This is a genomic window from Mesorhizobium sp. M0518 (assembly GCF_040321125.1).
In the GTDB taxonomy this organism is placed as follows: Bacteria; Pseudomonadota; Alphaproteobacteria; order Rhizobiales; family Rhizobiaceae; genus Mesorhizobium.
Genome location: NZ_JAMYQY010000007.1, coordinates 263,561 through 288,325, shown reverse-complemented (window position 1 = coordinate 288,325; position 24,765 = coordinate 263,561). Strand labels below are relative to the sequence as shown.

General features: G+C 63.9%; 22 protein-coding genes, 1 tRNA gene and 1 pseudogene. 15 read left to right on the top strand and 9 right to left on the bottom strand.

Features of this window, described 5'->3' with window-relative positions; translation table 11 throughout:
• Positions 1-4 precede the first annotated feature (4 nt).
• The 4 genes from NKI66_RS13140 to NKI66_RS13125 are packed head-to-tail and all read left to right on the top strand — an operon-like array spanning position 5 to position 4,846.
• A complete protein-coding gene (locus tag NKI66_RS13140) occupies positions 5-1,102 on the top strand; it encodes a microcin C ABC transporter permease YejB (protein WP_013527941.1) in 1,098 nt (365 codons plus the stop codon).
• Positions 1,102-2,247, top strand: a complete 1,146-nt coding sequence (locus tag NKI66_RS13135) for an ABC transporter permease (protein ID WP_023811446.1) — start codon at positions 1,102-1,104, stop codon at positions 2,245-2,247. Before NKI66_RS13140 ends, NKI66_RS13135 begins: the two co-directional genes overlap by 1 nt.
• Positions 2,244-3,875, top strand: coding sequence for an ABC transporter ATP-binding protein (locus NKI66_RS13130; RefSeq protein ID WP_023811447.1), 1,632 nt, complete (start codon positions 2,244-2,246; stop codon positions 3,873-3,875). Before NKI66_RS13135 ends, NKI66_RS13130 begins: the two co-directional genes overlap by 4 nt.
• A gap of 29 nt (positions 3,876-3,904) precedes the next feature.
• Complete coding sequence (locus NKI66_RS13125; RefSeq protein WP_023811448.1) at positions 3,905-4,846, top strand: 2-hydroxyacid dehydrogenase; 942 nt, start codon at positions 3,905-3,907, stop codon at positions 4,844-4,846.
• A gap of 11 nt (positions 4,847-4,857) precedes the next feature.
• Here the strand turns inward: NKI66_RS13125 and NKI66_RS13120 are convergent.
• The 3 genes and pseudogenes from NKI66_RS13120 to NKI66_RS13110 all read right to left on the bottom strand — a co-directional run bounded on the left by NKI66_RS13120 (position 4,858) and on the right by NKI66_RS13110 (position 7,093).
• Positions 4,858-5,385, bottom strand: a pseudogene (locus NKI66_RS13120) (P-loop NTPase family protein).
• A gap of 63 nt (positions 5,386-5,448) precedes the next feature.
• Entirely contained in the window at positions 5,449-5,811 is a 363-nt protein-coding gene (locus NKI66_RS13115; protein ID WP_023811449.1) for a hypothetical protein, read from the bottom strand.
• A 364-nt stretch (positions 5,812-6,175) separates the two neighbouring features.
• Entirely contained in the window at positions 6,176-7,093 is a 918-nt protein-coding gene (locus NKI66_RS13110; protein WP_023811450.1) for a class I SAM-dependent DNA methyltransferase, read from the bottom strand.
• A 106-nt stretch (positions 7,094-7,199) separates the two neighbouring features.
• Between NKI66_RS13110 and NKI66_RS13105 the strand changes: the two genes are divergently transcribed.
• Together NKI66_RS13105 and NKI66_RS13100 are read left to right on the top strand one after the other, a co-directional pair.
• A complete protein-coding gene (locus NKI66_RS13105; protein WP_023811451.1) occupies positions 7,200-8,210 on the top strand; it encodes a ligase-associated DNA damage response exonuclease in 1,011 nt (336 codons plus the stop codon).
• Positions 8,211-8,445: 235 nt separating this feature from the next.
• Complete coding sequence (locus NKI66_RS13100) at positions 8,446-10,047, top strand: cisplatin damage response ATP-dependent DNA ligase (protein WP_023811452.1); 1,602 nt, start codon at positions 8,446-8,448, stop codon at positions 10,045-10,047.
• Positions 10,048-10,060: 13 nt separating this feature from the next.
• On the opposite strand, the gene NKI66_RS13095 is transcribed toward NKI66_RS13100, so the two are convergent.
• Positions 10,061-11,200: a hypothetical protein gene (locus NKI66_RS13095; protein WP_023811453.1), complete on the bottom strand. Its 1,140-nt coding sequence runs from the start codon at positions 11,198-11,200 to the stop codon at positions 10,061-10,063.
• Positions 11,201-11,530: 330 nt separating this feature from the next.
• On the opposite strand from NKI66_RS13095, the gene NKI66_RS13090 reads away from it, so the two are divergent.
• The 8 genes from NKI66_RS13090 (at position 11,531) to NKI66_RS13055 (ending at position 16,398) form a co-directional block, all read left to right on the top strand.
• Positions 11,531-11,606, top strand: a tRNA-Thr gene (locus NKI66_RS13090).
• A 131-nt stretch (positions 11,607-11,737) separates the two neighbouring features.
• Positions 11,738-11,926 carry a YodC family protein gene (locus NKI66_RS13085; protein ID WP_023811455.1) on the top strand — a complete coding sequence of 63 codons (189 nt, stop codon included), beginning with the start codon at positions 11,738-11,740 and terminating at the stop codon, positions 11,924-11,926.
• A gap of 163 nt (positions 11,927-12,089) precedes the next feature.
• A complete protein-coding gene (locus NKI66_RS13080) occupies positions 12,090-12,521 on the top strand; it encodes an EF-hand domain-containing protein (RefSeq protein WP_023811456.1) in 432 nt (143 codons plus the stop codon).
• Positions 12,522-12,566: 45 nt separating this feature from the next.
• Positions 12,567-13,109: an RNA polymerase sigma factor gene (locus NKI66_RS13075; protein WP_023811457.1), complete on the top strand. Its 543-nt coding sequence runs from the start codon at positions 12,567-12,569 to the stop codon at positions 13,107-13,109.
• 86 nt (positions 13,110-13,195) lie between these two features.
• Positions 13,196-13,642: a hypothetical protein gene (locus NKI66_RS13070; RefSeq protein ID WP_023811458.1), complete on the top strand. Its 447-nt coding sequence runs from the start codon at positions 13,196-13,198 to the stop codon at positions 13,640-13,642.
• Entirely contained in the window at positions 13,639-14,100 is a 462-nt protein-coding gene (locus tag NKI66_RS13065) for a periplasmic heavy metal sensor (RefSeq protein ID WP_023811459.1), read from the top strand. Before NKI66_RS13070 ends, NKI66_RS13065 begins: the two co-directional genes overlap by 4 nt.
• Positions 14,101-14,212: 112 nt before the next feature.
• A complete protein-coding gene (locus NKI66_RS13060; RefSeq protein ID WP_023811460.1) occupies positions 14,213-14,500 on the top strand; it encodes a GCG_CRPN prefix-to-repeats domain-containing protein in 288 nt (95 codons plus the stop codon).
• A gap of 161 nt (positions 14,501-14,661) precedes the next feature.
• Positions 14,662-16,398 (top strand): sulfatase-like hydrolase/transferase, encoded by a 1,737-nt coding sequence (locus tag NKI66_RS13055; protein WP_245273220.1) that lies wholly within the window; start codon positions 14,662-14,664, stop codon positions 16,396-16,398.
• Here the strand turns inward: NKI66_RS13055 and NKI66_RS13050 are convergent.
• From NKI66_RS13050 to NKI66_RS13030, 5 genes are read right to left on the bottom strand one after another with little or no spacing between them, the layout of a single operon-like run.
• Entirely contained in the window at positions 16,395-17,972 is a 1,578-nt protein-coding gene (locus tag NKI66_RS13050; protein ID WP_023811462.1) for an indolepyruvate oxidoreductase subunit beta family protein, read from the bottom strand. The two genes, NKI66_RS13055 and NKI66_RS13050, sit on opposite strands and share 4 nt — an antisense overlap.
• Positions 17,965-20,118 (bottom strand): thiamine pyrophosphate-dependent enzyme, encoded by a 2,154-nt coding sequence (locus NKI66_RS13045; protein WP_023811463.1) that lies wholly within the window; start codon positions 20,116-20,118, stop codon positions 17,965-17,967. The genes NKI66_RS13050 and NKI66_RS13045 overlap by 8 nt, the downstream gene beginning before the upstream one ends.
• A gap of 45 nt (positions 20,119-20,163) precedes the next feature.
• Positions 20,164-20,646: a MarR family winged helix-turn-helix transcriptional regulator gene (locus NKI66_RS13040; RefSeq protein ID WP_023811464.1), complete on the bottom strand. Its 483-nt coding sequence runs from the start codon at positions 20,644-20,646 to the stop codon at positions 20,164-20,166.
• On the bottom strand, positions 20,646-22,217 hold the full coding sequence (locus NKI66_RS13035; RefSeq protein WP_352751802.1) for a phytoene desaturase family protein: 1,572 nt from the start codon (positions 22,215-22,217) through the stop codon (positions 20,646-20,648). The genes NKI66_RS13040 and NKI66_RS13035 overlap by 1 nt, the downstream gene beginning before the upstream one ends.
• 15 nt (positions 22,218-22,232) lie before the next feature.
• Positions 22,233-23,024 (bottom strand): cyclase family protein, encoded by a 792-nt coding sequence (locus tag NKI66_RS13030; protein WP_023811466.1) that lies wholly within the window; start codon positions 23,022-23,024, stop codon positions 22,233-22,235.
• A 119-nt stretch (positions 23,025-23,143) separates the two neighbouring features.
• Between NKI66_RS13030 and NKI66_RS13025 the strand changes: the two genes are divergently transcribed.
• The gene (locus NKI66_RS13025; RefSeq protein WP_352751800.1) at positions 23,144-24,718 is read left to right on the top strand and encodes a phytoene desaturase family protein; all 1,575 of its coding nucleotides are present in this window, start codon (positions 23,144-23,146) and stop codon (positions 24,716-24,718) included.
• The last annotated feature ends 47 nt before the right edge of the window (positions 24,719-24,765 follow it).

Here is a 24,765-nt window from a genome sequence, read left to right as displayed (position 1 = left end):
CCTGATGGGCGCCTATATCCTGCGCCGCATCCTTTTGATGATCCCGACGCTGTTCGGCATCATGGCGATATCCTTCGCCGTCATCCAGTTCGCCCCCGGCGGTCCGGTCGAACAGGTCATCGCCCGGCTGACCAATCAGGGCGGCAGCGACCGCCTCGGCGGCGGTGGTGGCGACGCGGGCGCTGGCGGCAATTTCGATGCCGCCGGCGACGTCAGTTCCAAATATCGCGGTGCGCAGGGACTCGATCCGGAATTCATCAAGAAGCTGGAGAAGCAGTTCGGCTTCGACAAGCCGCCGCTCGAGCGCTTCGGCATGATGCTTTGGAATTACGCCCGCTTTGATTTCGGCGACAGCTATTTCCGCGACATTTCGGTGCTCGACCTGATCCTGGAGAAAATGCCGGTGTCGATCTCGATCGGGCTGTGGATCACGCTGTTGTCCTACCTGATCTCGATCCCGCTCGGCATCCGCAAGGCGGTCAAGGACGGCACTCCCTTCGACGTCTGGACCAGCGGCGTCGTCATTGTCGGCTATGCCATTCCGGGCTTCCTGTTCGGCATCATGCTGATGGTGCTGTTTGCCGGCGGGTCTTTCTGGGACTGGTTTCCGTTGCGCGGCCTCACCTCGGACAATTGGGATCAATTGTCCTGGTGGGGAAAGATCGTCGACTATTTCTGGCACATGACCTTGCCGCTGACCGCACTGGTGCTATCGGCCTTCGCCACCACGACGCTGCTGACCAAGAACTCGTTCCTCGAAGAAATCCGCAAGCAGTATGTGGTGACGGCGAGGGCCAAGGGTCTGTCGGAACGGCAGGTGCTCTACGGCCACGTCTTCCGCAACGCCATGCTGATCGTCATCGCCGGCTTTCCCGGCGCCTTCATCTCGGCTTTCTTCACCGGCTCGCTGCTGATCGAGAACATCTTTTCCCTCGATGGCCTCGGCCTGCTCGGCTTCCGGTCGGTGGTCGAGCGCGACTATCCCGTGGTGTTCGCCAACCTCTACATCTTCTCGCTGCTCGGGCTGTTCGTCGGTCTCTTGTCCGACCTGCTCTACACCTGGGTCGATCCGCGCATCGATTTCGAGCGGAGAGACGTCTGATGTCGGAGGCTACAGTCCCCGTGGACGCGGCACCCGCGCGGATAAAGCGGCCGTTTCTGTCGCCGCTCAACAAGCGGCGCCTGCAGAACTTCAGAGCCAACCGGCGCGGCTACTGGTCGCTGTGGATCTTCCTCGTCCTGTTCGTGCTGTCGCTGTTTTCCGAGTTCATCGCCAACGACAAGCCGATCATCGCCTCCTACAAGGGCGAGATCCTGTTTCCGGTGCTGGTCGCCTACCCCGAGGAAAAATTCGGCGGTTTCTATGCCGTCACCGATTATCGCGACCCGGTCATCCAGGACGAGATCAACGCCAATGGCTGGATGATCTGGCCACCGGTGCGCTACTCCTATCAGACCGTCAACAACGCCATTCCGGAAGCAGCGCCGGCCAAGCCGTCGTGGCAGTATGACGCCACGAAGCGCTGCAACCAGTATCCGCAGGGTGCCGCCGACCCGGCCTGCATGGTCGGCAACTGGAATTGGCTCGGCACCGACGACCAGGCGCGCGACGTGCTGGCGCGCGTCATCTACGGTTTCCGCATTTCGGTGCTGTTCGGCCTGATCCTGACCGCCGGCTCGGCCTTGATCGGCGTCGCGGCCGGCGCCGTGCAAGGCTATTTCGGCGGCTGGACGGATCTCTTGTTCCAGCGTTTCATCGAAATCTGGTCCGCCATCCCGGTGCTCTATCTCCTGCTCATCGTCGCCGCCATCCTGCCGCCGGGCTTCTTCATCCTGCTCGGCCTGATGCTGCTGTTCTCCTGGGTGGCGCTGGTCGGCGTGGTGCGGGCCGAGTTCCTGCGCGCCCGCAATTTCGAATATGTCAACGCGGCCCGGGCACTCGGCGTGCCCAACCGCACCATCATGTTCCGGCACCTGCTGCCCAACGCCATGGTGGCGACATTGACCTTCATGCCCTTCCTGCTCTCAGGCTCGATCTCGACGCTGACCTCACTCGACTACCTCGGCTTTGGCCTGCCGCCCGGCTCCGCCTCGCTCGGCGAACTGCTCAAGCAGGCGCAGCGGAACCTCAATGCGCCGTGGCTCGGCATCTCCGGCTTCGTCGTCATCTCGCTGATGCTGTCGCTGCTGGTCTTCGTCGGCGAGGCGACGCGCGATGCCTTCGATCCGCGCAAGACCTTCAGATGAGCGAAGCCCCCTTGCTCAGCGTACAGGACCTCAGCGTCGCCTTCAGCCAGGGCGGTAGCCAGTCGACGGCCGTCGACCACATCTCGTTCGACATCGCCAAGGGCGAGACGGTGGCGCTGGTCGGCGAATCCGGCTCCGGCAAATCGGTCTCGGCGCTTTCGGTGCTGAAGCTGCTGCCCTATCCAAGCGCCAGCCACCCCTCGGGAAAGATCCTGTTCCAGGGCGCCGACCTGCTGGCGATGAGCGAGAAGCAGTTGCGGCAGGTGCGCGGCAACAAGATCACCATGATCTTTCAGGAGCCGATGACCTCGCTCAATCCGCTGCACACGATCGAGCAGCAGATCGTCGAGATCCTGAAGCTGCATCAGGGCATGGCCGACCGCCCGGCCAAGGAACGCACACTGGCCTTGCTCAACGAGGTCGGCATCCGCGATCCGCACAAGCGCCTCGATGCCTATCCACACCAGTTGTCCGGCGGCCAGCGTCAGCGCGTGATGATCGCCATGGCGCTGGCCAACGAGCCCGAACTTCTGATCGCCGACGAGCCGACGACGGCACTCGACGTCACCGTGCAGGCGCAGATCCTCGAACTGCTGGCCGGCTTGAAGAGCCGCAAGGGCATGTCGATGCTGTTCATCACCCATGATCTCGGCATCGTGCGCAAGATTGCCGACCGCGTCTGCGTGATGACCAAGGGCAAGATCGTCGAGACCGGGCCGACCAAGGAGATCTTCGCCAATCCGCAGCATGCCTATACGCGGCATCTGCTGGCGGCCGAGCCGAAGGGCAAGCCGCCGGCCGCCAATGCCGCCGCCAAGCCTGTCATGACCGGCAAGGACATAAAGGTCTGGTTCCCGATCAAGCAGGGCTTCTTCCGCCGCACCGTCGACAATGTGAAGGCGGTCGACGGCATCGATGTCACCGTGCGCGCCGGCCAGACGCTTGGCGTGGTTGGCGAATCCGGCTCCGGCAAGACGACGCTCGGCCTGGCGCTGGCAAGAATGATTTCGTCGACCGGAACGATCCAGTTCAACGGTCGCGACATCAACCAGCTGACTTTCAACGCCATGCGGCCGCTCAGGCGCGAATTGCAGATCGTCTTCCAGGATCCGTTCGGCTCGCTCAGCCCGCGCATGTCGATCGCAGAGATCATCGAAGAAGGCCTCAAGATCCACGAGCCGAAGCTGTCGCCCGACGAGCGCGACGACAAGGTGGCCGCCGTGCTGAAGGAGGTCGGGCTAGACCCTGCGACACGCAACCGCTATCCGCACGAGTTTTCCGGCGGCCAGCGCCAGCGCGTCGCCATCGCACGCGCCATGGTGCTCAACCCGCGCTTCGTCATGCTGGACGAGCCGACATCGGCACTTGACATGAGCGTGCAGGCGCAGGTCGTCGATCTGCTGCGCAGCCTGCAGGCCAAGCACGATCTCGCCTATCTCTTCATCAGCCATGATTTGAAAGTCATCCGGGCGCTGGCCAACGACGTCATCGTCATGCGCAATGGCCGGATCGTCGAAGCCGGTCCTTCCCAGCAGATTTTTGAAAATCCGCAAACCGACTATACTCGGGCGCTGATCTCGGCCGCCTTCAAAATCGAGACGGCACCGGTCGGCATCGTCAGCGAGTGATTTGCGTAGAGAGGGACTAAAAGACCGCAATGGAAAAAGGCCGTATCCTGCTTGCCGTCACCGGCTTTCATCCGCAGCGCTGGCGCGAGCTCCTGTCGGCCGAGCGCGAGGTGGTGCTGGAGCCCGACGGCGCCAGCGACCCGTCGATCACCTATGCCGTGGTGTGGAAGCAGAAGCCGAACCTGTTGTCGTCGCTGCCCAATCTGCGCGCCATCTTCTCGATCGGCGCCGGCGTCGATCATATCTTCGCCGATCCCGGCCTGCCCGATGTGCCGATCGTCAAGGTCGTCGCCGACAACCTCACCCAGTACATGACCGAATATGTCGTCTGGCGGGTTCTCGACCATCACCGCCAGGGCCTGCTCTACCGGTCGCAGCAGCCGAAGAAGATCTGGCACGAGCCGCAGCAGAGGCCTGCCGGTGACATTTCGGTTGGCATCATGGGCCTCGGCAGTCTCGGCCGCGCCGCGGCCTCGGTGCTTTTGTCGCTCGGCTTTGCCGTCAATGGCTGGTCGCGCACCGACAAGGCCATGGAAGGCGTCGCGACCTATTCCGGCGAAGCCGGGCTGATCCCCTTCCTCAAGGCAACCGACATCCTGGTCGTGCTTTTGCCGCTGACGCCGGAGACAAAGGGCATCATCAACTATGGCGTGCTGAAGGAATTGCGCAAACGCAACGGCCTCGGCGGCTCTGTGCTGATCAATGCCGGACGCGGCCGCCTGCAGAAGGATGCCGACATTTTGCGGGCACTGGATGACGGCACATTGAAGGAGGCAAGCCTCGACGTGTTCGAGGTCGAACCGCTGCCGAAGACCAGTCCGCTGTGGGGGCATCCAAAAGTGTTCGTGACGCCGCACGCGGCGGCGACCTCCGACCCTGTCCATTTGGCGCCGATTATGCTGCGCCAGATGGACGCCTTCGAGCGCGGCGAAAAGCTCGACAATCTGGTGGACCGCGAGGCAGGGTATTAACCAGGACAGCCTCATCGGGCCAGGTCCCACTCCCGGAAGCATTTCTTGATTGCCCGCAGTGACGACAACTGGACCTTTGGCAGATCGAGTTGTTCGAACATTGCCCGGTACCGGTTGCGATTTTTCGGTGTGGCCACGGTGATATGGTGGATCATATCCCATTTGATGCTGTCGTGCCCGCCCTCCTAGGCACCGCGCCGCTCAATCTCAAACAGTGTTCGCCTGATATAGCGCAGCAGGCTTGTCGGCGTCGATATATCCAACAAGATCAATCCCGTCGCTCGCAGAAAGCGTTGGGGCATGCAAACCGAATAATTTCCATCCATCACCCAACGCTCGCCGGCGATAGCGGCGTCATGCAAAGCAATGAATTCGTCCCTTGGGCGCGCTTCCCAATCCGTGTTCGGGAGATGGAAGAGTTGATCTAGATGAATAGTCGCCAGATCACGTTTGCGGGCAATCGCAGCGGCAAGGGTCGACTTGCCGCTGTTGGACGGCCCCAAGATACATATGCGGTCCCCTAGCTCCGAGAGATGCATCCGATCGTGCCCTACGAGGTGGTTTGTTGCCTGCGATTCTCAACCCGTGGCGGCCTCGGATCTTTAGCCAGGCAGGGCGAGTTTCTTCTGCTTGTCCGGCTGGCCGCATTCGCGGCGATCGATCGACCGGTTCATGGCATCGATCTCGCCGCTCGCCTTGTCGGTATCGCGTTTGGCCTTGGAGCGCATGTCAGGCGTGAACGGGCCGAAGCCCATCGCCGGATTGGAGAAGGTCGGCTTGGCCTTCGTCGGAAGGTTGTATTGCTGCGCCAAGCCGTTGCGCTGCGCCAGCAACTGGTCGCAGGGCACGTTGTCATATTGCAGGGAGGACTGGACGTTCGCATCCTGCTGTTCCGACATCGAAGTGCCGCCGACGCAGCCGGCGGTCAGCAGGCAAGAGGCCAAGATCATCATGTTCCAGCGCATCGACTATGCTCCTCCTGATATCCCACCCTGATGCGAGCAGATCGCAAATATCAGTCGCGCATGCAAATCGGACTTTTTCACAGCAAGAATGTTTGCGAGGTGGCGATAGACCCCTTCGCCGGCAGCTTGCCTGCCACAACGGCAGGGCTGCGAGTTCGGGGCAAAGGGTTCCTTCGGAGCCTTGGCCGGCGCGTGGCTGACGGAGCATCAAACGAAAAACCGCCTGTGCGGCGGGTGACTGGCACAAATCAGCACCATGGGCGAAAATGTATCATAGCTGAGGGCAGGATGTCAAGAAAAAATTCCTATCGCGCTGCCCGGCAAAACGGCGGACACCGCCGAACTGGCTGTCGCCAGGTCTTTGCTAGGCTGAGTTCGGAGCCCCGGCCACAACGATCAGCCCGTTGACGTGTTCCCCGCGATCCTGCCGGATCACGGTTGGTTCCAGTGACAGGACCGAAAGCCCGTTGGCGGCCAGGACCTCGCGCACATAGTGTTGCGCATGCGCATAGCGGCGCGACGGCAGCAGCATGAAATCGCCGTCGCCAGCCAGCGTCTCCACGGAAAATGCGAACAGGCCATCCGTGGCCAGCAGCCCGGCAATCGTCTTCACCACGCCGCCCAACGCGCCGACATAGATGAAAACATCGGCCACCGTCACCAGATCGGCTTTCGGACCGGCATAGGGAAAATCCCGCAGATCGGCCTTATCGAGGAAATCGTAGACGCCCTTGGTCCGCGCCTTTCTCAGCATCCTGGCCGAAATGTCATATCCCTCCAGCCGGTCGGCGATCGGCCGCAGCCTCTGTCCCGTCAGGCCGGTGCCGCAGCCAAGATCGAGCGCCAGCGCGAAGCGGCCCGGCCTTGCCGCTCGAATGGCTTGGTCGAGCATCTCAGGCAGCCGGTACCCCAGCCTGCCGACCAGGGACTCGTCGAAGCTCTCGGCATAATGGTCGAACAGTGTCTCGACGAAGGCGCTGGGGAGCGCGTCGAGCGCCGGCGCCTTGCCGATCAATTGCAGGTTCAGTGCAGCGCCTTGACGATCCGATGGATCGAGCTGCAGCGACATCGTCCAGGCCTGTGCAGCCAGATCCGCCGCGCCCGCCGCCTGCTGCATCTCACCGAGGCGAAACCAGCCCATGGCCCATTGCGGTGTCATTTCCAGCGCGCCGAGCAGCAATTCCGCCGCTGCTGCGTGATCGCCATCCGCGTGCAGCATCTCGGCATAATCGGCACGACGATCGGCGTTTAAGTCGCCGGACGAGGCTTGAAGCGGTTTCATGGCGATGGGTCCTGCCGGCGGATCGAGCCGGCGGTGCTCTATGCGGGAGTCAGCAGTGAGTTACAACAGGCTTCCCGCCGCGGAATTATATCCTATCTTGGGGATCATGCGCCCCAGCGACCTGCTTCATCCCCGGCCCGAGGGCCTCTATTGCCCGCCGGGCGATTTCTTCATCGACCCGGTCCGGCCGGTCAACCGGGCACTGATCACGCATGGCCATTCCGATCACGCACGTTCCGGCCACCGCTCGGTGCTGGCGACGCGGCAGACGCTCGACATTATGGGCCTGCGCTACGGCGAGAATTTCGCTGGCGCGACGCAAGCGGCACAGCTCGGCGAGACGATTGCACTCAATGGCATCAGCGTCAGCTTCCATCCAGCCGGCCATGTGCTGGGCTCGGCGCAGATAGCGGTCGAGCATCAGGGCACGCGCATCGTCGCTTCCGGCGACTACAAGCGGCAGAGAGACGCGACCTGCGCGCCATTCGAGCCGATCCAGTGCGATGTGTTCATCACCGAAGCGACCTTCGGCCTGCCGGTGTTTCGCCATCCCCCCGATACCGAAGAGATCGCCCGCCTGCTGAAATCGGCAGCGCAGTTCCCCGAGCGCTCGCATCTGGTCGGCGCCTATGCGCTGGGCAAGGCGCAAAGGGTGATGCGGCTGTTGCGCGACGCCGGCTACGACAGGCCGCTCTACATCCATGGCGCGCTGGCCAAACTCAGTGAGTATTACCAGAGCCAAGGCATAGACCTTGGGCAACTGGAGCCGGCAACCGTCGAAAGCGGGGGCAAGGATGATTTTACCGGCGCCATCGTCGTCGGCCCGCCATCGGCCTTCGCCGACCGCTGGGCGCGGCGCTTTCCCGATCCGATCTCGTGCTTCGCGTCAGGCTGGATGCGCATTCGCCAGCGCGCCAAGCAAGGCGGCGTCGAACTGCCGCTGATCATCTCGGACCATGCCGACTGGGATGAGCTGACCGCCACCATTAGGGAGACCGGAGCCGAGGAAATCTGGGTGACGCATGGCCGCGAGGAAGCGCTGGTGCGCTGGTGCGAGCTCGAAGGCATCGCGGCGCGACCACTGCACCTGGTAGGGTACGAGGACGAGGGCGATTGATGCTAGTTGCTGATCCACCAATCACCGGCGCCGCGATCCTTCACACCCCCCTCTGGCCTGCCGGCCATCTCCCCCGCAAGGGGGGAGATCAGATGTCACCGCCGCTTTCGCTAATCACCAACCGCGCAAGGAGAGTGCTGGCATCGAAGCTGTCAATCTCCCCCCTTGCGGGGGAGATGTCCGGCAGGACAGAGGGGGGTGTGCCGAAGTGCCAAGCCCATCCAGTAGTGTCACCATGAACCGCTTCGCCGAGCTTCTCGACCGCCTGGTGCTGACGCCGTCGCGCAATGGCAAGCTGACCTTGCTGACCGACTATTTCCGAGCCGTGGAGGATCCCGATCGCGGGCTGGCGCTGGCTGCCATCACCGGCGATCTCCACATTGCCGCGGTCAAGCCGGCGATGCTGCGCATGCTGGTCACCGAGCGCATGGATCCGGTGCTGTTCGGCTATTCCTACGACTATGTCGGCGATCTCGCCGAAACGGTGTCGCTGGTCTGGCCGCAAACGCCCGGAAACCTTCCGAACCGCGAGCCGACGCTTGGCGAGGTCGTGGCCAGACTGCAGGCGGCGAGCCGCTCCGACGGGCCGAAGGTACTGGCCGGGCTGCTCGACAGCGCCGGCACCTCGGCGCGCTTTGCCATCATCAAATTGGTCACCGGCGGGCTGCGCATCGGCGTATCGGCGCGGCTGGCCAAACAGGCGCTGGCCGATTTCGGCAAGGTCGAAGTGGCCGAGATCGAGGAGCTCTGGCACGGGCTGTCACCGCCTTACACAGCGCTGTTCGCGTGGCTGGAGGGCAAGGCCGAAAAGCCCAGGAACACGGCGTTGGCATTGTTTCGCCCGGTAATGCTGTCGAACCCGCTCAGTGAAGGCGATCTCGAAAAGCTCGATCCGGCGGATTATGCCGCAGAATGGAAATGGGACGGCATCCGTGTCCAGGCGGTGGCCGAGGGCGGCATCCGCCGGCTCTATTCGCGCACCGGCGATGACGTTTCGGGTGCCTTTCCGGACCTCGCCGATGCCATGCATTTTTCCGCAACGCTGGACGGCGAACTGCTTGTCGGCGATCCCCGGCAGGCGACGGGAACGTTCTCGGATCTGCAGCAGCGGCTGAACCGCAAGACGGTGACACCGAAGATGCAGCAGCAATACCCGGCCTTCATGCGCTGCTACGATCTGCTCCAGGTCGGCGGCGAGGATCTGCGCGCGCTGTCGTTTCGCGAGCGGCGCGGCCGGCTGGAAGCGTTTGTCGGAACGCTCGACCCGAGCCGTTTCGATATTTCGCCATTCGTCGACTTCACGGATTGGCAAACGCTGGAGGAACTGCGCCGGGTGCCGCCGCATCCGATCATCGAAGGCGTCATGCTGAAGCGCTGGGACTCAGCCTATGTCGCCGGCCGGCCGAAAGGTCCATGGTTCAAATGGAAACGCGATCCGCACACGGTGGACGCCGTGCTGATGTATGCCCAGCGCGGCCACGGCAAACGCTCGAGCTTCTATTCCGACTATACGTTCGGTGTCTGGACAGGTGCCGAAGGCGAGGAGGAACTGGTGCCGGTCGGCAAGGCCTATTTCGGCTTCACCGATGCGGAGCTGAAGCAGATCGACAAATATGTCCGCGACAACACGATCGAGCGTTTCGGGCCGGTGCGTTCGGTGCGGGCCGACCGCGACAACGGCCTGGTGCTGGAAGTCGCCTTCGAAGGGCTGAACCGCTCGACCCGGCACAAATCCGGCGTCGCCATGCGCTTTCCCCGCATTTCGCGGCTGCGCTGGGACAAGCCGGCCAACGAGGCCGACCGCATCGAGACGCTGCAGGCGCTGCTCGACCGCTAGCCGTTCAGCGCTCTTACGGCTCGATCGAAACGCGGATTTCGTAGATGTCCGCGGCCTTACCCTGCTTGTCGAAGTCGGAATTGATGGCAATGGTGCCGGCCGAGCCCGGATGCTTGTCCGGAAACTGCACATCGAACAGATATTCGTTCTGCTGCTGGCCGACCGCATAGCGCTTGCGGCCGCAGTCGCCGAGTTCGCCGAAATTGCAGTCGACCGAAATCTGCGTCTCCTTGCCTTCTTCGGAGCGGGCAATGATGTCGAACACGGCATGTTTGCCGGCGAGCTTCTCCAGCACGCCTTGTCCGACGTCGAAACTGATCGCCGAACCGGACGCGCCGGAACGGATGCGCAGGAACGAACCGGTATCGTCCTTCATCACCTCGGCCCTGGCGTCAGACGGCGCGCTGACATGGGATGCATCGGCCGGCGAAAACACATTGATCCAGTCGCGCGCCTGGTCCGCGGCGCCGGGTTTTGCCGGACCGCCGTCGGCCGGTGTGAAATCGTCGTCCTCGACGGTCGGCGGCGCCTGCGGCGGGGCGGTGTCGAGTTGCGCGGATGTCTTGAACACGCCGGTCTGCACGGCGAAGAACAGGCCGATGCCAACCGCGGCGAGCAGTGTCACGGTCAGGAAGATGGCGGTCAGCGGCAGGCGACGCCCCCTTATGCGCCGTTCATCGCGGTCAGGCGCCACTTCCGTGGTCGCGCCGGCCGAGGCCGGAACCGACATGTCGATGGCCGGAGCACCGGGAAGCGTGGCGTCCGGCATGATGTCGGGAACGACGGGCAGAACGCGCGAGCGCGGCGCATCGGCAGCGGATTGCACGGGTCCGTCGACGACGACATCGGGGGACGATGCCTGTCGGCCGGTTTCGACCGCGGGCGCCGAGTCCGCTCCGAGTTCGACCGCCGGTGCATCGCCCTGCTGGCCGACATCCGGCACCGCCGGCAGGAACTCGGATTCGATTTCGGTGATTTTCGCCTGGATTGCCTTACGGCGCTTGATGGCGACCTCGACGGTCACACCGGGATTGGCCTGGAGCGCGCGATCGAGCGCGGCAAAAGCCGAGCGATAGACCCTCTCGCGGAACGCGCGGTCCTCGGCATTGCCTTTCTCCAAGGCGTTCCGGATCGCTTTTTCGATCGCGTCCAAGCAGGTCCCTCTGTCTTTGCCAACCTTGCCGTGATCGTTAGCCGCAGGCGACCAATCAATCAACGGGCGAGCGGCGTATTCTGCCTCGCAGAGGTGTGCAAAGTCCATTCCGGCGCTGTTCCGGCAACAAAATCAGCATGTTTCGCCGATTTCGCGCACAGGGAGCGCACGCACCGTGCGCCGCATTCCCTTGGCGATTGACTGGCGGACAAAGCGGCGGCCGGCTTTCGAGGGTGCCATGACGCCGACGCAGGAATTGCCAAGTCGCATCTTGAATTCGCGCCCGGTTGCGTCTATCACCGCCGCATCTTGGAGGCCTTGGCTTCCTGGGCCGCTTTAGCTCAGTTGGTAGAGCACCGCATTCGTAATGCGGGGGTCAGGTGTTCGAGTCACCTAAGCGGCACCATTCCTCCTCCGTTTTGTAGTCTGCCCCTTCGCAGCTGGTGCAAAGGATTGCGACGCCGGCCTGGCAGATCTGCCATTGTCGAGACCCCGGTTTGGTGTGAAACTCATGGCCTCAGCATGGGAGGTCAAAAAATGCCCAACAATTTCAAGACCGGAGACGTCGTCAGGCTGAAATCCGGAGGCCCCAGGATGACGATCAGCGATGGCGCAGCCTCGGGCATGTATCTGTGCCACTGGTTCAATCGCGAGGGCGAGGTGTGGACCCCGCAACATGCCGGGTTCAAGCCCGAACAACTGATTGCGGCCGACCAGTCGGACTAGAATTTCTTCCATCCCGATCAGGTCGGGATGGGCACCCTCTGTTGTCCGGGCATGAACGGATCAGCACGCGCGACCGACGGATTTTCCGGGTCGCGGCGTTTAACGGTTGAAGCGCGATTGCGGCACAAGCCGTCTGCGTCGCGCCAACCTGGAGACGCACAACATGATCAGTCGTTCGATATCAGTCGTTGCCTTGAGTTTGCAGACCGTTGCGGCTTTCGCCCAGGCAGCGACGCCGCCTGCACCGCCAACGGCCGCGCCACTTGCCGCGCCAGGCGCTTCGGGGACCAGGTCCGACATCACGCTGGCCAAATTCCAGAAGCGGCGCGAGAAGGCGATCATGGCGGCCGATACCGACGGCGACGGCAAGATCAGCCTGCTGGAGTGGGAGGCCTTTCAGACGAAGCGCAACGCCAAAGGCGACGCCGCCAAATCCTTCGCGCGGATCGATTCCAACCATGACGGCTTCATCGATCGCGCCGAACTCGATGCATTCTTCGCCAGGCGCTTCGCCCGGCTGGACAAGAATGCCGACGGCATTTTAACGGCCGACGAACTGCCGGGCCACAAAACCGCTCCCAAGCAGGAACAATGACCAAGAGGCAATGACGCGCGATGAACATCGGGAGTGCGCAGACTGATGGCTGCGGATCCGGACGAGGAGCTGGTTCGCCGTGTTGGCGCCGGCGAGCCCGCAGCCGTGCAAACGCTCGTCGCGCGCAAGCTGCCACGTATACTGGCGCTTGCCGTGCGCATGCTCGGCGATGCGGCGGAGGCCGAGGATGTCGCGCAGGAAACCTTCGTGCGGATCTGGCGCCATGCCGCGAGCTGGCGGCGCGGCAATGCGCGCTTCGACAGCTGGATCCACCGGGTGACGCTCAACCTTTGCTACGACCGGCTGCGTCGCAGGCGCGAGTGGGTGACCGGCGACCTGCCGGACGTGGTCGACCCTGCGGCACTTCCCGACGCCCCTCGCCAAGAGGACGCGCTTCGGGTCGAACGGGCACTGCAAGCCATAGCGCCGCGTCAGCGCGAAGCGATCGTTCTGGTCTATTATCAGGAGATGTCCAATATCGAGGCGGCAGCGACCTTGCAGATCAGCGTCGATGCCCTGGAGAGCCTGCTTGCGCGCGGCCGGCGGTCGCTGCAGGCGATCCTGACGGGGGATGGCGCCGATGAGTAAGCACCGGGCAAGCACCAACGCACTACGGCCATTGCGCCTTGCTGGTGCCGCCTGGCGCTCGGCGCCTACGGGCAAGGAGGAGACACATGGCTGAAGGGTCCAGAAACGAAATGGATGCCAGGCGCTTTGCCGCCTTGGCCCAGGCCTATGGCGGCGACTTGCGGCGATGGCCCGAGGCTGAGCGAATGGCCGGCACGGCCTTTGCCGCGAGCGGCGCGGGCAAGGCCATCTTGAGGCAGGCCGGGACACTTGACGCGCTGCTCGACAGCTACCGCGTCGACGCCCCGGACAAGGTACTGCATAGCAGCATTCTGCAGGCTGCCGGCCGGCACCTCGGCCAGCGCCGGCGTCAGTGGTTCTGGTGGCTGGGACTTGGACTTGCCGGCATTGGTCTGGCCGGTGCCGTGGCAGGACTGGCCCTGGTGACCATCGTCACGCCGGAGGTCCAGCCGGACCATTATGTGCTGGATGCCAATGTGACGGCGTTTGGCGATGCCGGCCCGGATGCCGAGAACGGTGAGGAAAACCTATGAGCCCGCGCTGGATCCGTGGTCTGGTCATTGCTTCCGTGGTGCTGAACGTCTTTCTTGCAGGCGCATTTGCCGGCGGTGCGGTCTGGCTGAGAAATGCCAAAGCGGGCGCGGGTGTCTCGCTGGAATCGGCTGGCCGACAGCTTCCCAACCAGGACCGCAAGGCGTTCCGCCTGGCGCTGCGCCAGGTTCGCGTGGAGTCCCGGCAGATCATTCTAGATGGCCAGCAGGCGAGGCAGGAGGCAGCGGACCTGTTGCAGCAGCCTGTCATGGACAAGGCCGCCTTGTCCGCCGCGCTGGAGCGGGCACGCAATGCCGATGTGACGGTGCGCAGCCGGCTTGAACAGGCCATTGTCGACTTCGCGGCGAACACGTCACACGAAAACCGGAGCGTGCTGGCACAGGCATTGCTGCGCCATATGGAACGCCGCGCCGCCGTTGCGCCGAAAAAATCGCCATGACGACCGACGGAAAAGGCCGGAGACGCCGTTTAACGATGCGAAGGGACGAGCCTGCCCGATCGCACCATGCAGGGCGGCCATCTTCAAACTCGAAAGCACTCGGAGTCCAATTATGAGTCGCCTGAAAAACTACGCAGCAGCCGCTATGCTGGCCCTCAGCGGAACGGTCGTGACAGCCACCGCGTCCAGCGCAATGCCCATCGTGTCCGTTGCCCAGCCGGCCGCCCAGGCATCGGTCGAGCATGTCCGCTGGGGCTGCGGCATCGGCTGGCATCCGAACAGATGGGGACGTTGCGTGCCGAGCGGCGTCGTCATCGTGCGCCCGCGCTACCACTACTGGCACGCTCCGGTCCACGTCTGGCATCCGCACCATCGCTGGCATCGCTGGCACCACTACTGATCGAAGCACGGTAGGGCCAGGCGCTTGTGAAACCTGGTCCCGCCGTTGCGGACAGCGCGATCCCCGGAATTAAGGTTAAATTCACTATACATTTGTTCTCAGCCCACGAATAATCGAAGAGTTTCCCGAAACTATGCTCAGGCATATTCATGGGAAAATCTGTGGCTCAGCTTCAAATCCTTGGGCGGGTGCTCTGTCATCCGCTGACGCTGGTCGTGGTCAGCCTAGCCGGTGTCTTCGCCGCCGGACGGGCCGAGCACGAATGGCTGTCGGTGCCGTTCTCGCTGGCGCTGGTGGCTGCCCTTGCCGGACTTCTCTTCCTGGCTTCGGGGCGCCTTGTCTTTTCCGTCTATCTCGCCTGGATGGGCATCGCTTTCATCACAGTGGTGTCAGCGATCAAATTCAGGATGAAGGGGTTTTCGCTGCACTTCTACGACACGGTCTTCGTGTCGAAGGATCCGGAAGTGTACCGCTTCCTGCTCGGCTCCTACCTCCATCTGATCGCGCCGGTCGTTGTTGCCCTGGTGCTCGGCATTACGGCGGCGGTGCTTCTGTTCCGGATCGATCGAAAAATCGGCTGGCCGGTATCGGCACGCGTCCTGGTCATGGCGGCGCTCGTCGTTCTGGTGCCGCTGACCTTTCCGGCCGAGGCCTCGAAGGACCGTTATTTCTACTACATGCAGGGCCGGCACATGTCGGCCTTCTTCGTTTCGCTGCTGGATTTGCACAACCTCGTTGTTGAATCGGGCTTCGAAAAGCGGCTGCAAGCCGTCGCGCCACAGCCGCCTTTTGCCGACACGGTCGATTGCGGCGACCGGGCTGATCTTCCCGACGTCTTTTTCGTGCTCAGCGAAAGCCAATCCGATCCCGGCTATTTTCCGCAGGTCGGCAATGGCGCGGGATTCCTGCAGAGATTCGCACCCAAAGCCGGCACGCCGCATCCGATGCAGGTCGAGACATTTGGCGGCGGCACCTGGATCACCAATCTGTCGCTGATGACCGGCCTGTCGGCCACCGATTTCGGCTGGCGAAGCCCCTATCTGACCATCACCCTGCAGGACAAGGTCGCCGGAGCCTTGCCAGAGGTGCTGGCGCGCTGCGGCTATCGAACTGTCGTGATGACGCCGATGGACTTTTCATTCGTCAATGAAGGGCCGTTCCTGCAATCGATCGGTTTCGAGACCGTGCTCGACATCAAGGACATTGCCGCGCCCTTCTATCATCTGCGCGACAACTTCTACTATCGCGCAGCCGAGGCGTTCATCGCCCGGCACCGCAAGGAAGACGGCCGGCCGCTGTTCCTCGAAATCCAGACCATGTTTCCGCATTCACCCTATGAGGGGCGGATGGAGCCCGAGCTGAAGGTCGAGGGCGAGCCTTTCTCGGGCGATTTCCAGGCCAATGAGTATCTGCGCCGGATGGCGGTAGCGCGCGGCGATTTCCAGCATTTCCTCGACAAGAGGGAAGCGGATGCCGGTGAACGCGGCGCCGTGGTGCTCGAGTTCGGCGATCACCAGTCGTCGGCGACCAAGCCGTTCGTCGACGCGATCGCCGGGGACGACGCCTTGGCGACCCCTGGCTCGCTTGCCTACCGCACCTTCTACACGCTCACCACCTTCAACCATCCTTTGCGCCATCCGATGCCTGACCTGGCGCCGCTCGACGTCGGCTTCCTCAGCGCAAGCCTGCTCGACGCCGCCGGCCTGCCGATGTCGCCTGTCATGGCCGATCTCGTGCGCCTGCGGGACCATTGCGGCGGCAGGTTCCATGGTTGTCAGGATCGGGCCGAAGTGGATGCGCATTTGCGACGGCGCGTCGATTCAGGCCTGTTGCATCTGTTCCCGGAGGCGGTGCCGTTGCGTGGGCTGGTGCCGGTCCAATCTGTGGACGCCCGCTAGATCGTATCCGGCCCCAGCGTCGCCACGGTCTTCAGCGCGCCGTCGAGCATGTCGCCCTTCTCGTCCTTCAGTGCCATCTCGCGCAGGCGGCGGATCCAGTCGGCGGCGTCCGCTCGGCCCTTGACCAGATCGAGCGCCGACAGCACCCGGTCGAATTTCGATTGGGCACGAACATGGGTGTCGCTGTAGCCCTTGATCAACCGGCGGCAGTTGAGGATTTCGACAGCCAGCGCATAATCCTGGGGCACATGGTCGAGCGCCAGCGTGTACCAGCGATCGAGATGCGCGATCTCGACCTTGTGACGCAGCAGGCTGCGGCGCCACCGGCGCAGGCCGCCGATGAACCAGAGCGCTGCAAAGCCGGCGAAACTGTCGGTGCGGATGCGGCGGCCGTGGTTGATGCGACGATCGAGAAAGGCGGCGAGCTTCGGCAGGCTTTCGATGTAGCTGCCCAGACCCGCCGGCAACGTGCCGCAGAATTCCTCGATGCGCGGATGGAAATACTCGGTCACCTGCAGGATCGAGCCGTCCTTGACGCCGACCTCACGGCGCACGCGTTTGTCGCGCGTCGAGCGCGTCTTGAGATCGGCGACGCGGATCATGTCGTCGTAGCATAGCGCGTTGGCCAGATGCTTGGCGGCAGCGATCGACAGGCCATAGCCGCGATCCGGCCCGTCCAACGCGACGGCCTCGTCCAGCCAGTCGAGATACTCGCGCCCGTAAGCGATGTCCTGATAGTCGACGACCTTTCTCAAGCCCCGAAGTGCCATGTCGCGTACGGCCACCGGCAACAGGTCGATGCGGGCAGCCAAGGTCTGCCAGCCCTGCAGCAGGTTTTGCGGGCCACTCACCTGTCCTGTGCCCAGGGCAGATTCGACTATCGCGGGCTCGGCCGGCTTCGGCGCCGGTGCTGCCGTGCCGCGCGCGCGGTCAAACGCAGCGCCGAAGGCAGCGAGGCTGGCCTTGACGCCCCGGCCGCCGGCACCGATCGCCTGTTCGTAGCTCTCGCGGGTGAAGGGCAGCGCATCGGACCCCGCCAGCGCGCCAAGCAGGCTGGCCGAGATCATCGAACCATTGTCGGCGGCGATCTTTTCCATGTCGAAAGCGATGAAGCGCTTCGATGCTGCTTCCGCCGTCGCATGAACCTTGGAGGACGAGGCCCGGCCATCGCCCGGCTCGATCTTTTCCGACACGGCGGCGATGCGGTGCGAGGAGGCGATCAGCGTCGTCCGCTCGGGCGTGACGAAGCCGCGAATGATGGCACGGCCGGCTTCCATCAATTCGGCGGCGATCAGGATGTCGACGTCGCCCTGCGACGGCGACAGCGCGAAGACCGGCAGCCGGCCGGTGTCGCGGGCCATCTCCACATAGTAAATGGTGGCGCCAGTACGCTGGGCGACGCCGGCGACCGAGGTCGATTGCGCAACAAAGCCGTTGCGCTCGGCGACATCGGTGATCCAGTCGGCGAGCACGCCACCGCCCTGGCCGCCGACCGCCAGCACGGCGAGCTTGATGACACGCTCGCTATCCTGAGCGCCGGCGCGGGCGCGAAGTGGGGGGACGGCGTCAAGCATCGGCGAAGGTCAGGCGCCGGCTTTCGCGGCGGCGCTGCAACAGGCTGATGGTGGCACGGCGCGCGGCTTCCAGGAAGCGATCCCAGCGGCTCGGATTGTGCACGACGTCGGCGCGATAGAAGGACGGGCACAGCACCGCCGCATCGGCGACCTCGCCGCAATTGCCGCAGCCGACGCAGCTCTGGTCGATATGCGCCACCGGATCGTCGCGCAACGGGTCGTCGAGCGACTTCACCGACAGCGACGGGCAGCCGGACAGACGCATGCAGGCATGGTCGCCGGTGCAGATATCCTCGTCGACACCGAACTTCGGTTTCACGACACGGGTCCCGCCCTTGATCGCCTTGTCGACCAGCGGCTTTTCGCGGCGCTGCCGGTTGAGCATGCATTCGGACGAGGCGACAATGACCTTCGGCCCTTTCTCTTCCGTCGTCAGCGCCTCACGCAGCGTGTCCTGCATCCTGGTCACATCATAGGTACGGTCGACATGGCGCAACCATTTGACGCCCATGCCTTTCACCGCCTCGGTGATCGGGTGCTTCGTCGACTTGGTCTTGTTGCCCGCGCGCGATGACAGGATGTCCTGCCCGCCGGTCGCAGCCGAATAGAAATTGTCGACGATGACGATGACGCCGTCGTTCTTGTTGAACACCGCATTGCCGATCGAGGAGGTCAGGCCGTTGTGCCAGAAGCCGCCATCGCCGACGAAGGAGATCGAGCGGCGCTTGGCATCCGGCGAATTGAACGCCGAGGCCGAGGCGGGCCCCAGCCCGTAGCCCATGGTGGTGGCGCCGAGTTCGAAGGGCGGCATGATCGAGAAGAGGTGGCAACCGATGTCGGAGGCGATGTGATGTTTGCCGAGTTCCTGCTCGACCAGTTTTGTCGCGGCAAAGATCGGCCGTTCCGGGCAGCCGATGCAGAAACCGGGCGGTCGTCCTGGAACGACGTTGATCAGGTCGGCTGCGTCGACGCCATCGCCGACCTTGTTGGGCGCCCGCACTTCGCCGGGCAGCAGATGCGGCGCCTCGGCGCGCAGGAAGGCGCCGATGCCGTCGAGCATGACCTGGCCGGTGTATTCGCCGGCCATCGGCAAATGCTCCTTGCCGACCAGCCTGGTGCCGCGACCGGCCTTGTGCAGCATCGAAGCGAAGGCCTGTTCAATGTAGTTGGGCTGGCCTTCCTCGACGACCAGCACCGACTGCTTGCCCTCGCAGAAGGACAGGAACTCGTCATCAATCAAGGGATAGACGGCGTTGAGCACATAGAGCGGCACGTCGGTGTCGCCATAAGTGTCGGCAAGGCCTAGCCGCTGCAGCGCGCGGATGACCGAATTGTACATGCCGCCCTGCATGACGATGCCGACCGAGCCATGATCCGACCCGAAGAATTCGTTGATCTTGTTCTTGCGGATGAAATCGACCGCCGCCGGCCAGCGCTTCTGCACCTTCTCCTTCTCATGCAGGAAGGAAGCGGGCGGCAAAACGATGCGGCCGGTGTCGCGGCGCGGCGCGTCAAGCGCATCGGCGACCGTCATCGGCGGCCGCTTATTGTCCTTGGCGATGAAATGGCCGTGGACGTGGCAGCAGCGGATGCGAACCTGCAGCATGACCGGCGTGTTGGAAATCTCCGACAGTTCGAAACCGTCCTCCACCGCCTTGACAATCGACGGCAGGTTGGGGCGCGGGTCGAGCAGCCAGACCTGGCTTTTCATGGCGAAGGCATGACTGCGTTCCTGCATGATCGAGGAGCCTTCGCCATAGTCCTCGCCGACAATGATCAGCGCGCCGCCGGTGACGCCGCCGGAGGCGAGGTTGGCCAGCGCATCGGAGGCGACATTGGTGCCGACCGTCGACTTGAAGGTCGCCGCACCGCGGATCGGGTAATGCACCGAGGCGGCCAGCATGGCGGTGGCGGTGGCTTCGGAAGCGCTGGCTTCGAAGTGCACGCCGAGTTCGCCCAGAATGTCCTGTGCGTCGGCCAGCACGTCCATCAGATGGCTGATCGGCGCGCCCTGGTAGCCGCCGACATAGCCGACGCCGCATTGCAGCAGCGCTTTAGTGATGGCGAGGATGCCTTCGCCGGCAAATTCCTCGCCGGCACCCAGCCGAAGCTTTTCGACTTCCTTGGCAAAAGAGCGTTCGGCCATTTTTTTCTCCTTCCGGTACCGCCCGGGGTTTGGCGGCGCGTAGGTCTAGATGTCGTGCTTGCGAATGTTCTTCAGCATCTTCAAAAGCGTGGCGATAAGTGCGGAATATTCGGCGTCGTCGATATCGTCGAACATCGCCTCGAACGCGTCATGCATGGCCGGCCAGGCGCGCGCGAACTCGGCGCGGCCGTCGTCGGTCAGGAACACGTGGCGGATGCGGCTGTCGGTGACGCCCTGTTCGCGTCGTACCAGGCCCTGGCCCTCCAGCGAGTCGAGCGTCCGGCTCAAGGTCGACTGCTCGATGACCGTATAGACCGAGAGGTCGTTGACGGTGATGCCGTCGGTGACCGACAGCACGGCCAGCGTGCGCACCTGCGGAATGGTCAGGCCCTGCTTGCGGAAATCGTCGCGCAAGGTGGCGTTATAGCGGCCCATGATGCGGTTCATCAGATAGGGCGCGAATTGCTGCAGGCCGATCTGCCCCAGGGTCGAAATGCGCTGGCGCTTCTCAGTGACCTTCTCTTCCATCACAGCCTCCCCGCAAGGAGAAAGCCGGAGCCGCCGCCAAGGCCGGCACCCGGATGGGTCGAGGCGCCGATATGGTAGAGGCCCTTGATGCCGGTCTGATGGTTGCGGCTGCTCTTGAACGGCCGCCACAGGAACGACTGGTCGATGGTCGAGGAACCGCCATAGGGGTCGCCGCCGACGAGATTGATGTTCATCGCCTCGAGATCGGCCGGCGAATAGGCACGGCGCGCGATCACGCTGGCCTTGAAGCCCTCAATGTGGCCGGCGAGGATGGCCTCGGCGCGATCGGCATAGGCTTCGCGTAGCGCAACGGTCCACTGCCCGTCTGCCGGTGCCTGCAGCATGCCGGCTGCGTCACCCTTGATGTGGCGAGGCGCCTCGGGCAGTTGCAGCCACAGGATCGCCTTGCCTTCGGGGCAGCGCGACGGATCGAGCGCATGCGGCTGGCCGGCACAGATGGTCGGCACCTCCGGCAGCATGCCGCGCGCCGCCTCGTTGCAGGCTTTCGAGACGCCATCCAGTCCCGGCGTCAGATGCAGCAGCGCCACCTGGTCCAGGCCTTCGCCCCGCCATGCGGGCGGCTTGCTCAGAGCATAATGGATCTGGAAATTGCCCTTGCCGTATCGGTATTTCTGCGTCGCCTCGACATCGGCTTGGGGAGCGTCGGCTCCAAGCAGCCTGCCGTAGAGCTGCGTCGGCGTGACTGAGCAGATGACGCTCTTGTTGGCATGGACCGTTTCGCCCGAGGCCAGTCGCACGCCGGTCGCGCGGCCATTGCTTTGAACGATCGAAGCGACATCGGCGCCGGTGCGGATGTCGCCGCCGCGTTCCCGGATCAAAGCCTCGAAGGCCGCCAGCAGGTTTTTTGCCCCGCCCTTGACGATCGGCGCGCCCGCCGCCTCAAGCGCGAAGGCGATAACCCTAGCGATCTGGCCGGAGAATGCATCTTCAGGGCCTAATCCAGCATGCAGCACCCAGGGCGCCCACAGCGCGCGGATGGTTTCGGACCGGTAGGTGTTTTCCAGCCAGCCGCGCGCCGGCACCAGTGCCTCGCCGAGAAAGGCGGCAAGACCGCGCGGGCCGCGCCGCCAGCCATCGCCGGCCAGCAGCTTGGCGGTCGGATAGGACCACAGGCTGCCGCCGAGCAAGCCGAACAGCAGGCCGGCATTGCGCTCGATGCCGCCGACATCATCCGCGTGCCGGTCACCGTCGCCTGCCGCGATCGCATTGAGGGCCGCGACGTTGGCAGCGCGGTCGGTGCGCAGCACGGCGTGGCTGCCGTCCGGCCGCAGCACGCCGGTCGGCGTGCCCGTGTGGCAGAACTCCAGCCCGTGCCGTGCAAGGTCGGCGCCCAGCGCCGCAAAGGCCGGCGAGGTGATGAACAGCACGAAGGTCGTCGCCATCACATCATGGATGAAGCCGGGCGCGGTGATCTCCTCGGTGCGCATGCAACCGCCAATGCGGTCGTTGCGCTCCAGGATGAGCACACGCGCCCCTTTGCCGCCGAGCATCGCCGCGCAGACCAGCGCGTTGATGCCGCTGCCGACGATGATGTGATCCGGCTGGGTCACGGCAAACGCTTTCGCTTAGCCCTTCGACACCAGCGCCAGCGCGCGGATCGGGCTGCCGGTGCCGTGCTCGATCTTGAGCGGCGCCGCGATCAGGATGGCGCCCTTTGGCGGCAGCTGGTCGAGGTTGCAAAGGCTGGCGAGGCCATAGCGGTTGGCTTTGTGCATCAGCGTGTGCGCCGGGAATGGCGGCTCCATGCCACCGGCTTTGCCGGCATCGGTGCCGATCGTCTCCGAGCCCCAGCCCTTGATGTCCTTGCTGATCAGGAACTGGATGGCTTCGGCCGTCGGGCCGGGCGTGTGCGGGCCGGTCTCGTTGGCGTTGAGGAACTCGGCTTCCGAGCCGTTGCGCTTGTACCAGTCGGTGCGCATCACCACCCATTCGCCGGCATTGATCGCGCCATGCTTGGCTTCCCAGGCCTTGATGTGGTCGACGGTGAGCAGGAAATCAGGGTCGCCGGCGGCTTCCTTCGAACAGTCGATGACATTGACCGGGCCGACGAAGTTCTGCGCCGGAATGGTGTCGGTGGCGCCGTCCGGATAATCCTTGCCGGAGATCCAGTGCTGCGGCGCATCGAAATGTGTGCCCGAATGCTCGCCGAGCTTCAGCCAGTTCCAGGCCCACCACGGACCGTTCTTGTCGTAACGGGAGATGTTGTGGATCTCGACCTTCGGCGTGTCGACGGCGAGTTCCGGCGGCAGCTTGATCAACGGCGTGTCCGGCCCGAGCGGCGCCGACAGGTCGACCACCTTGATGGCGCCTGAAAGAAGCTGGCCGGCGACCTCGCCGAGGAGTTTTTGCGTGTCCATGGTCTGAAGTTCCCTCTTTCGTGTGATGATCAAGGCTCGTCTCGGCCCTTAATATCCTACTAGACGAAAACATATGCATCTGCAATTATCTTTAAGCATAAAGGAAATGGGGACGAAGCGTGAGCGAGTTCGACGCCATCTTTGTCGGGGCGGGCCACAACAGTCTGGCATGCGCCGCGCATTTGGCGCTCAAAGGCTGGAAAACCGGGATTTTCGAGCGTAACGCAGCGATCGGCGGCGCCGTCCAGACGCGCGAATTCACCCTTCCCGGCTTCCGCCACGATTTCGGCGCGATGAATCTGAGCCTGTTCGCCGGCTCGGCCTTCCACCGGAAATATGCAAATGAATTGAAAGCGCAGGGGCTGGAGTTCGCGCCCGTTGCCGACTGTTTTGCCAGCGCGTTCCCGGACGGACGCTGGTTCGGCGTCAGCAACGATATGGAAAAGACCACTGCGCGCATGGCCGCCTTCTCCGCCACTGACGCCACGACATGGCGCAGGCTGGTCGCCGCCTTCCCGGCGGAGGCCGAACATCTGTTCCGGCTGCTGGGCTCGCCGATGAGCGCCCGCGCGCTTGCCGGCATCGCGTGGAACCTGTGGCGCAAGAAGGGCATGTCTGGGGCGCTCGATACAGGCCGGCTGCTGTTGTCCTCGCCCCGCGCCTGGCTGGAGGAAAATTTCCAGTCGCTGCATATCAGGGCAACGCTCGCCACCTGGGGCATGCATCTCGACTTCGCGCCCGACATCGCCGGGGGTGCGGTGTTCCCCTATCTGGAATCAATGGCCAACCAGAGCTTTGGCATGGTGCTGGGCAAAGGCGGCGCCGACACCATCATCCGCGCCCTGTCGGGCATGGTGACCTCCGCCGGCGGCAAGATTGTCACCGGCGCCGAAGTGGCCGAGATCACCGTTTCCGCCGGCAAGGCGACCGGCGTCCGGCTCGCTTCGGGCGAGACGCTTACCGCCGCCAAAGCGGTCATTGCCGGCGTCGCGCCCAAGGCGCTGACCGGCAAGCTGCTGCCCAATGGTTCGGGTAACGCCGGCTTCGACACGGCGATGCAAAAGTTCCGCCACGCGCCGGGCACGATGATGATCCATCTGGCGCTCGACGATTTGCCCGAATGGCGCGCCGGAGCCGAGTTGCGGCAGTTCGCCTATGTGCATCTGTCGCCGTCGCTCGACGCCATGTCGCGCACCTATCAGCAGGCGATGGCGGGCATGCTGCCGGACGAGCCGACGCTGGTGGTCGGCCAGCCGACGGCGATCGACCCCTCGCGAGCGCCTCAGGGAAAGCATGTGCTGTGGGTGCAGGTGCGCATGCTGCCCGCCGAAATCACAGGCGATGCCGCCGGCAAGATCGCACCCGCGCATTGGGACGAGGTGAAGGACGCCTACGCCGAGCGTGTCCTCGACATCATCGAGACCTATGCGCCCGGCCTGCGCAACAAGATCCTCGGCCGCGCCGTCTTCTCGCCCATCGATCTCGAGCGCGAGAACCCGAACCTCGTCGGTGGCGACCAGGTCTGCGGCAGCCATCATCTGGCGCAGAATTTCTTGTTCCGCCCTGCGCGCGGCTATGCCGGCTGGAACACGCCGGTGGCGCATCTGCACCTCACCGGAGCCGCGACATGGCCGGGCGCCGGCACAGGTGCGGCGTCGGGCTTCATGCTCGCACAACAGCTTGGCGGGAGGTAGGAGCCGGAGATTTCCTTGAGGCGACGAGGGGCAAGGCGCTGCTGCCC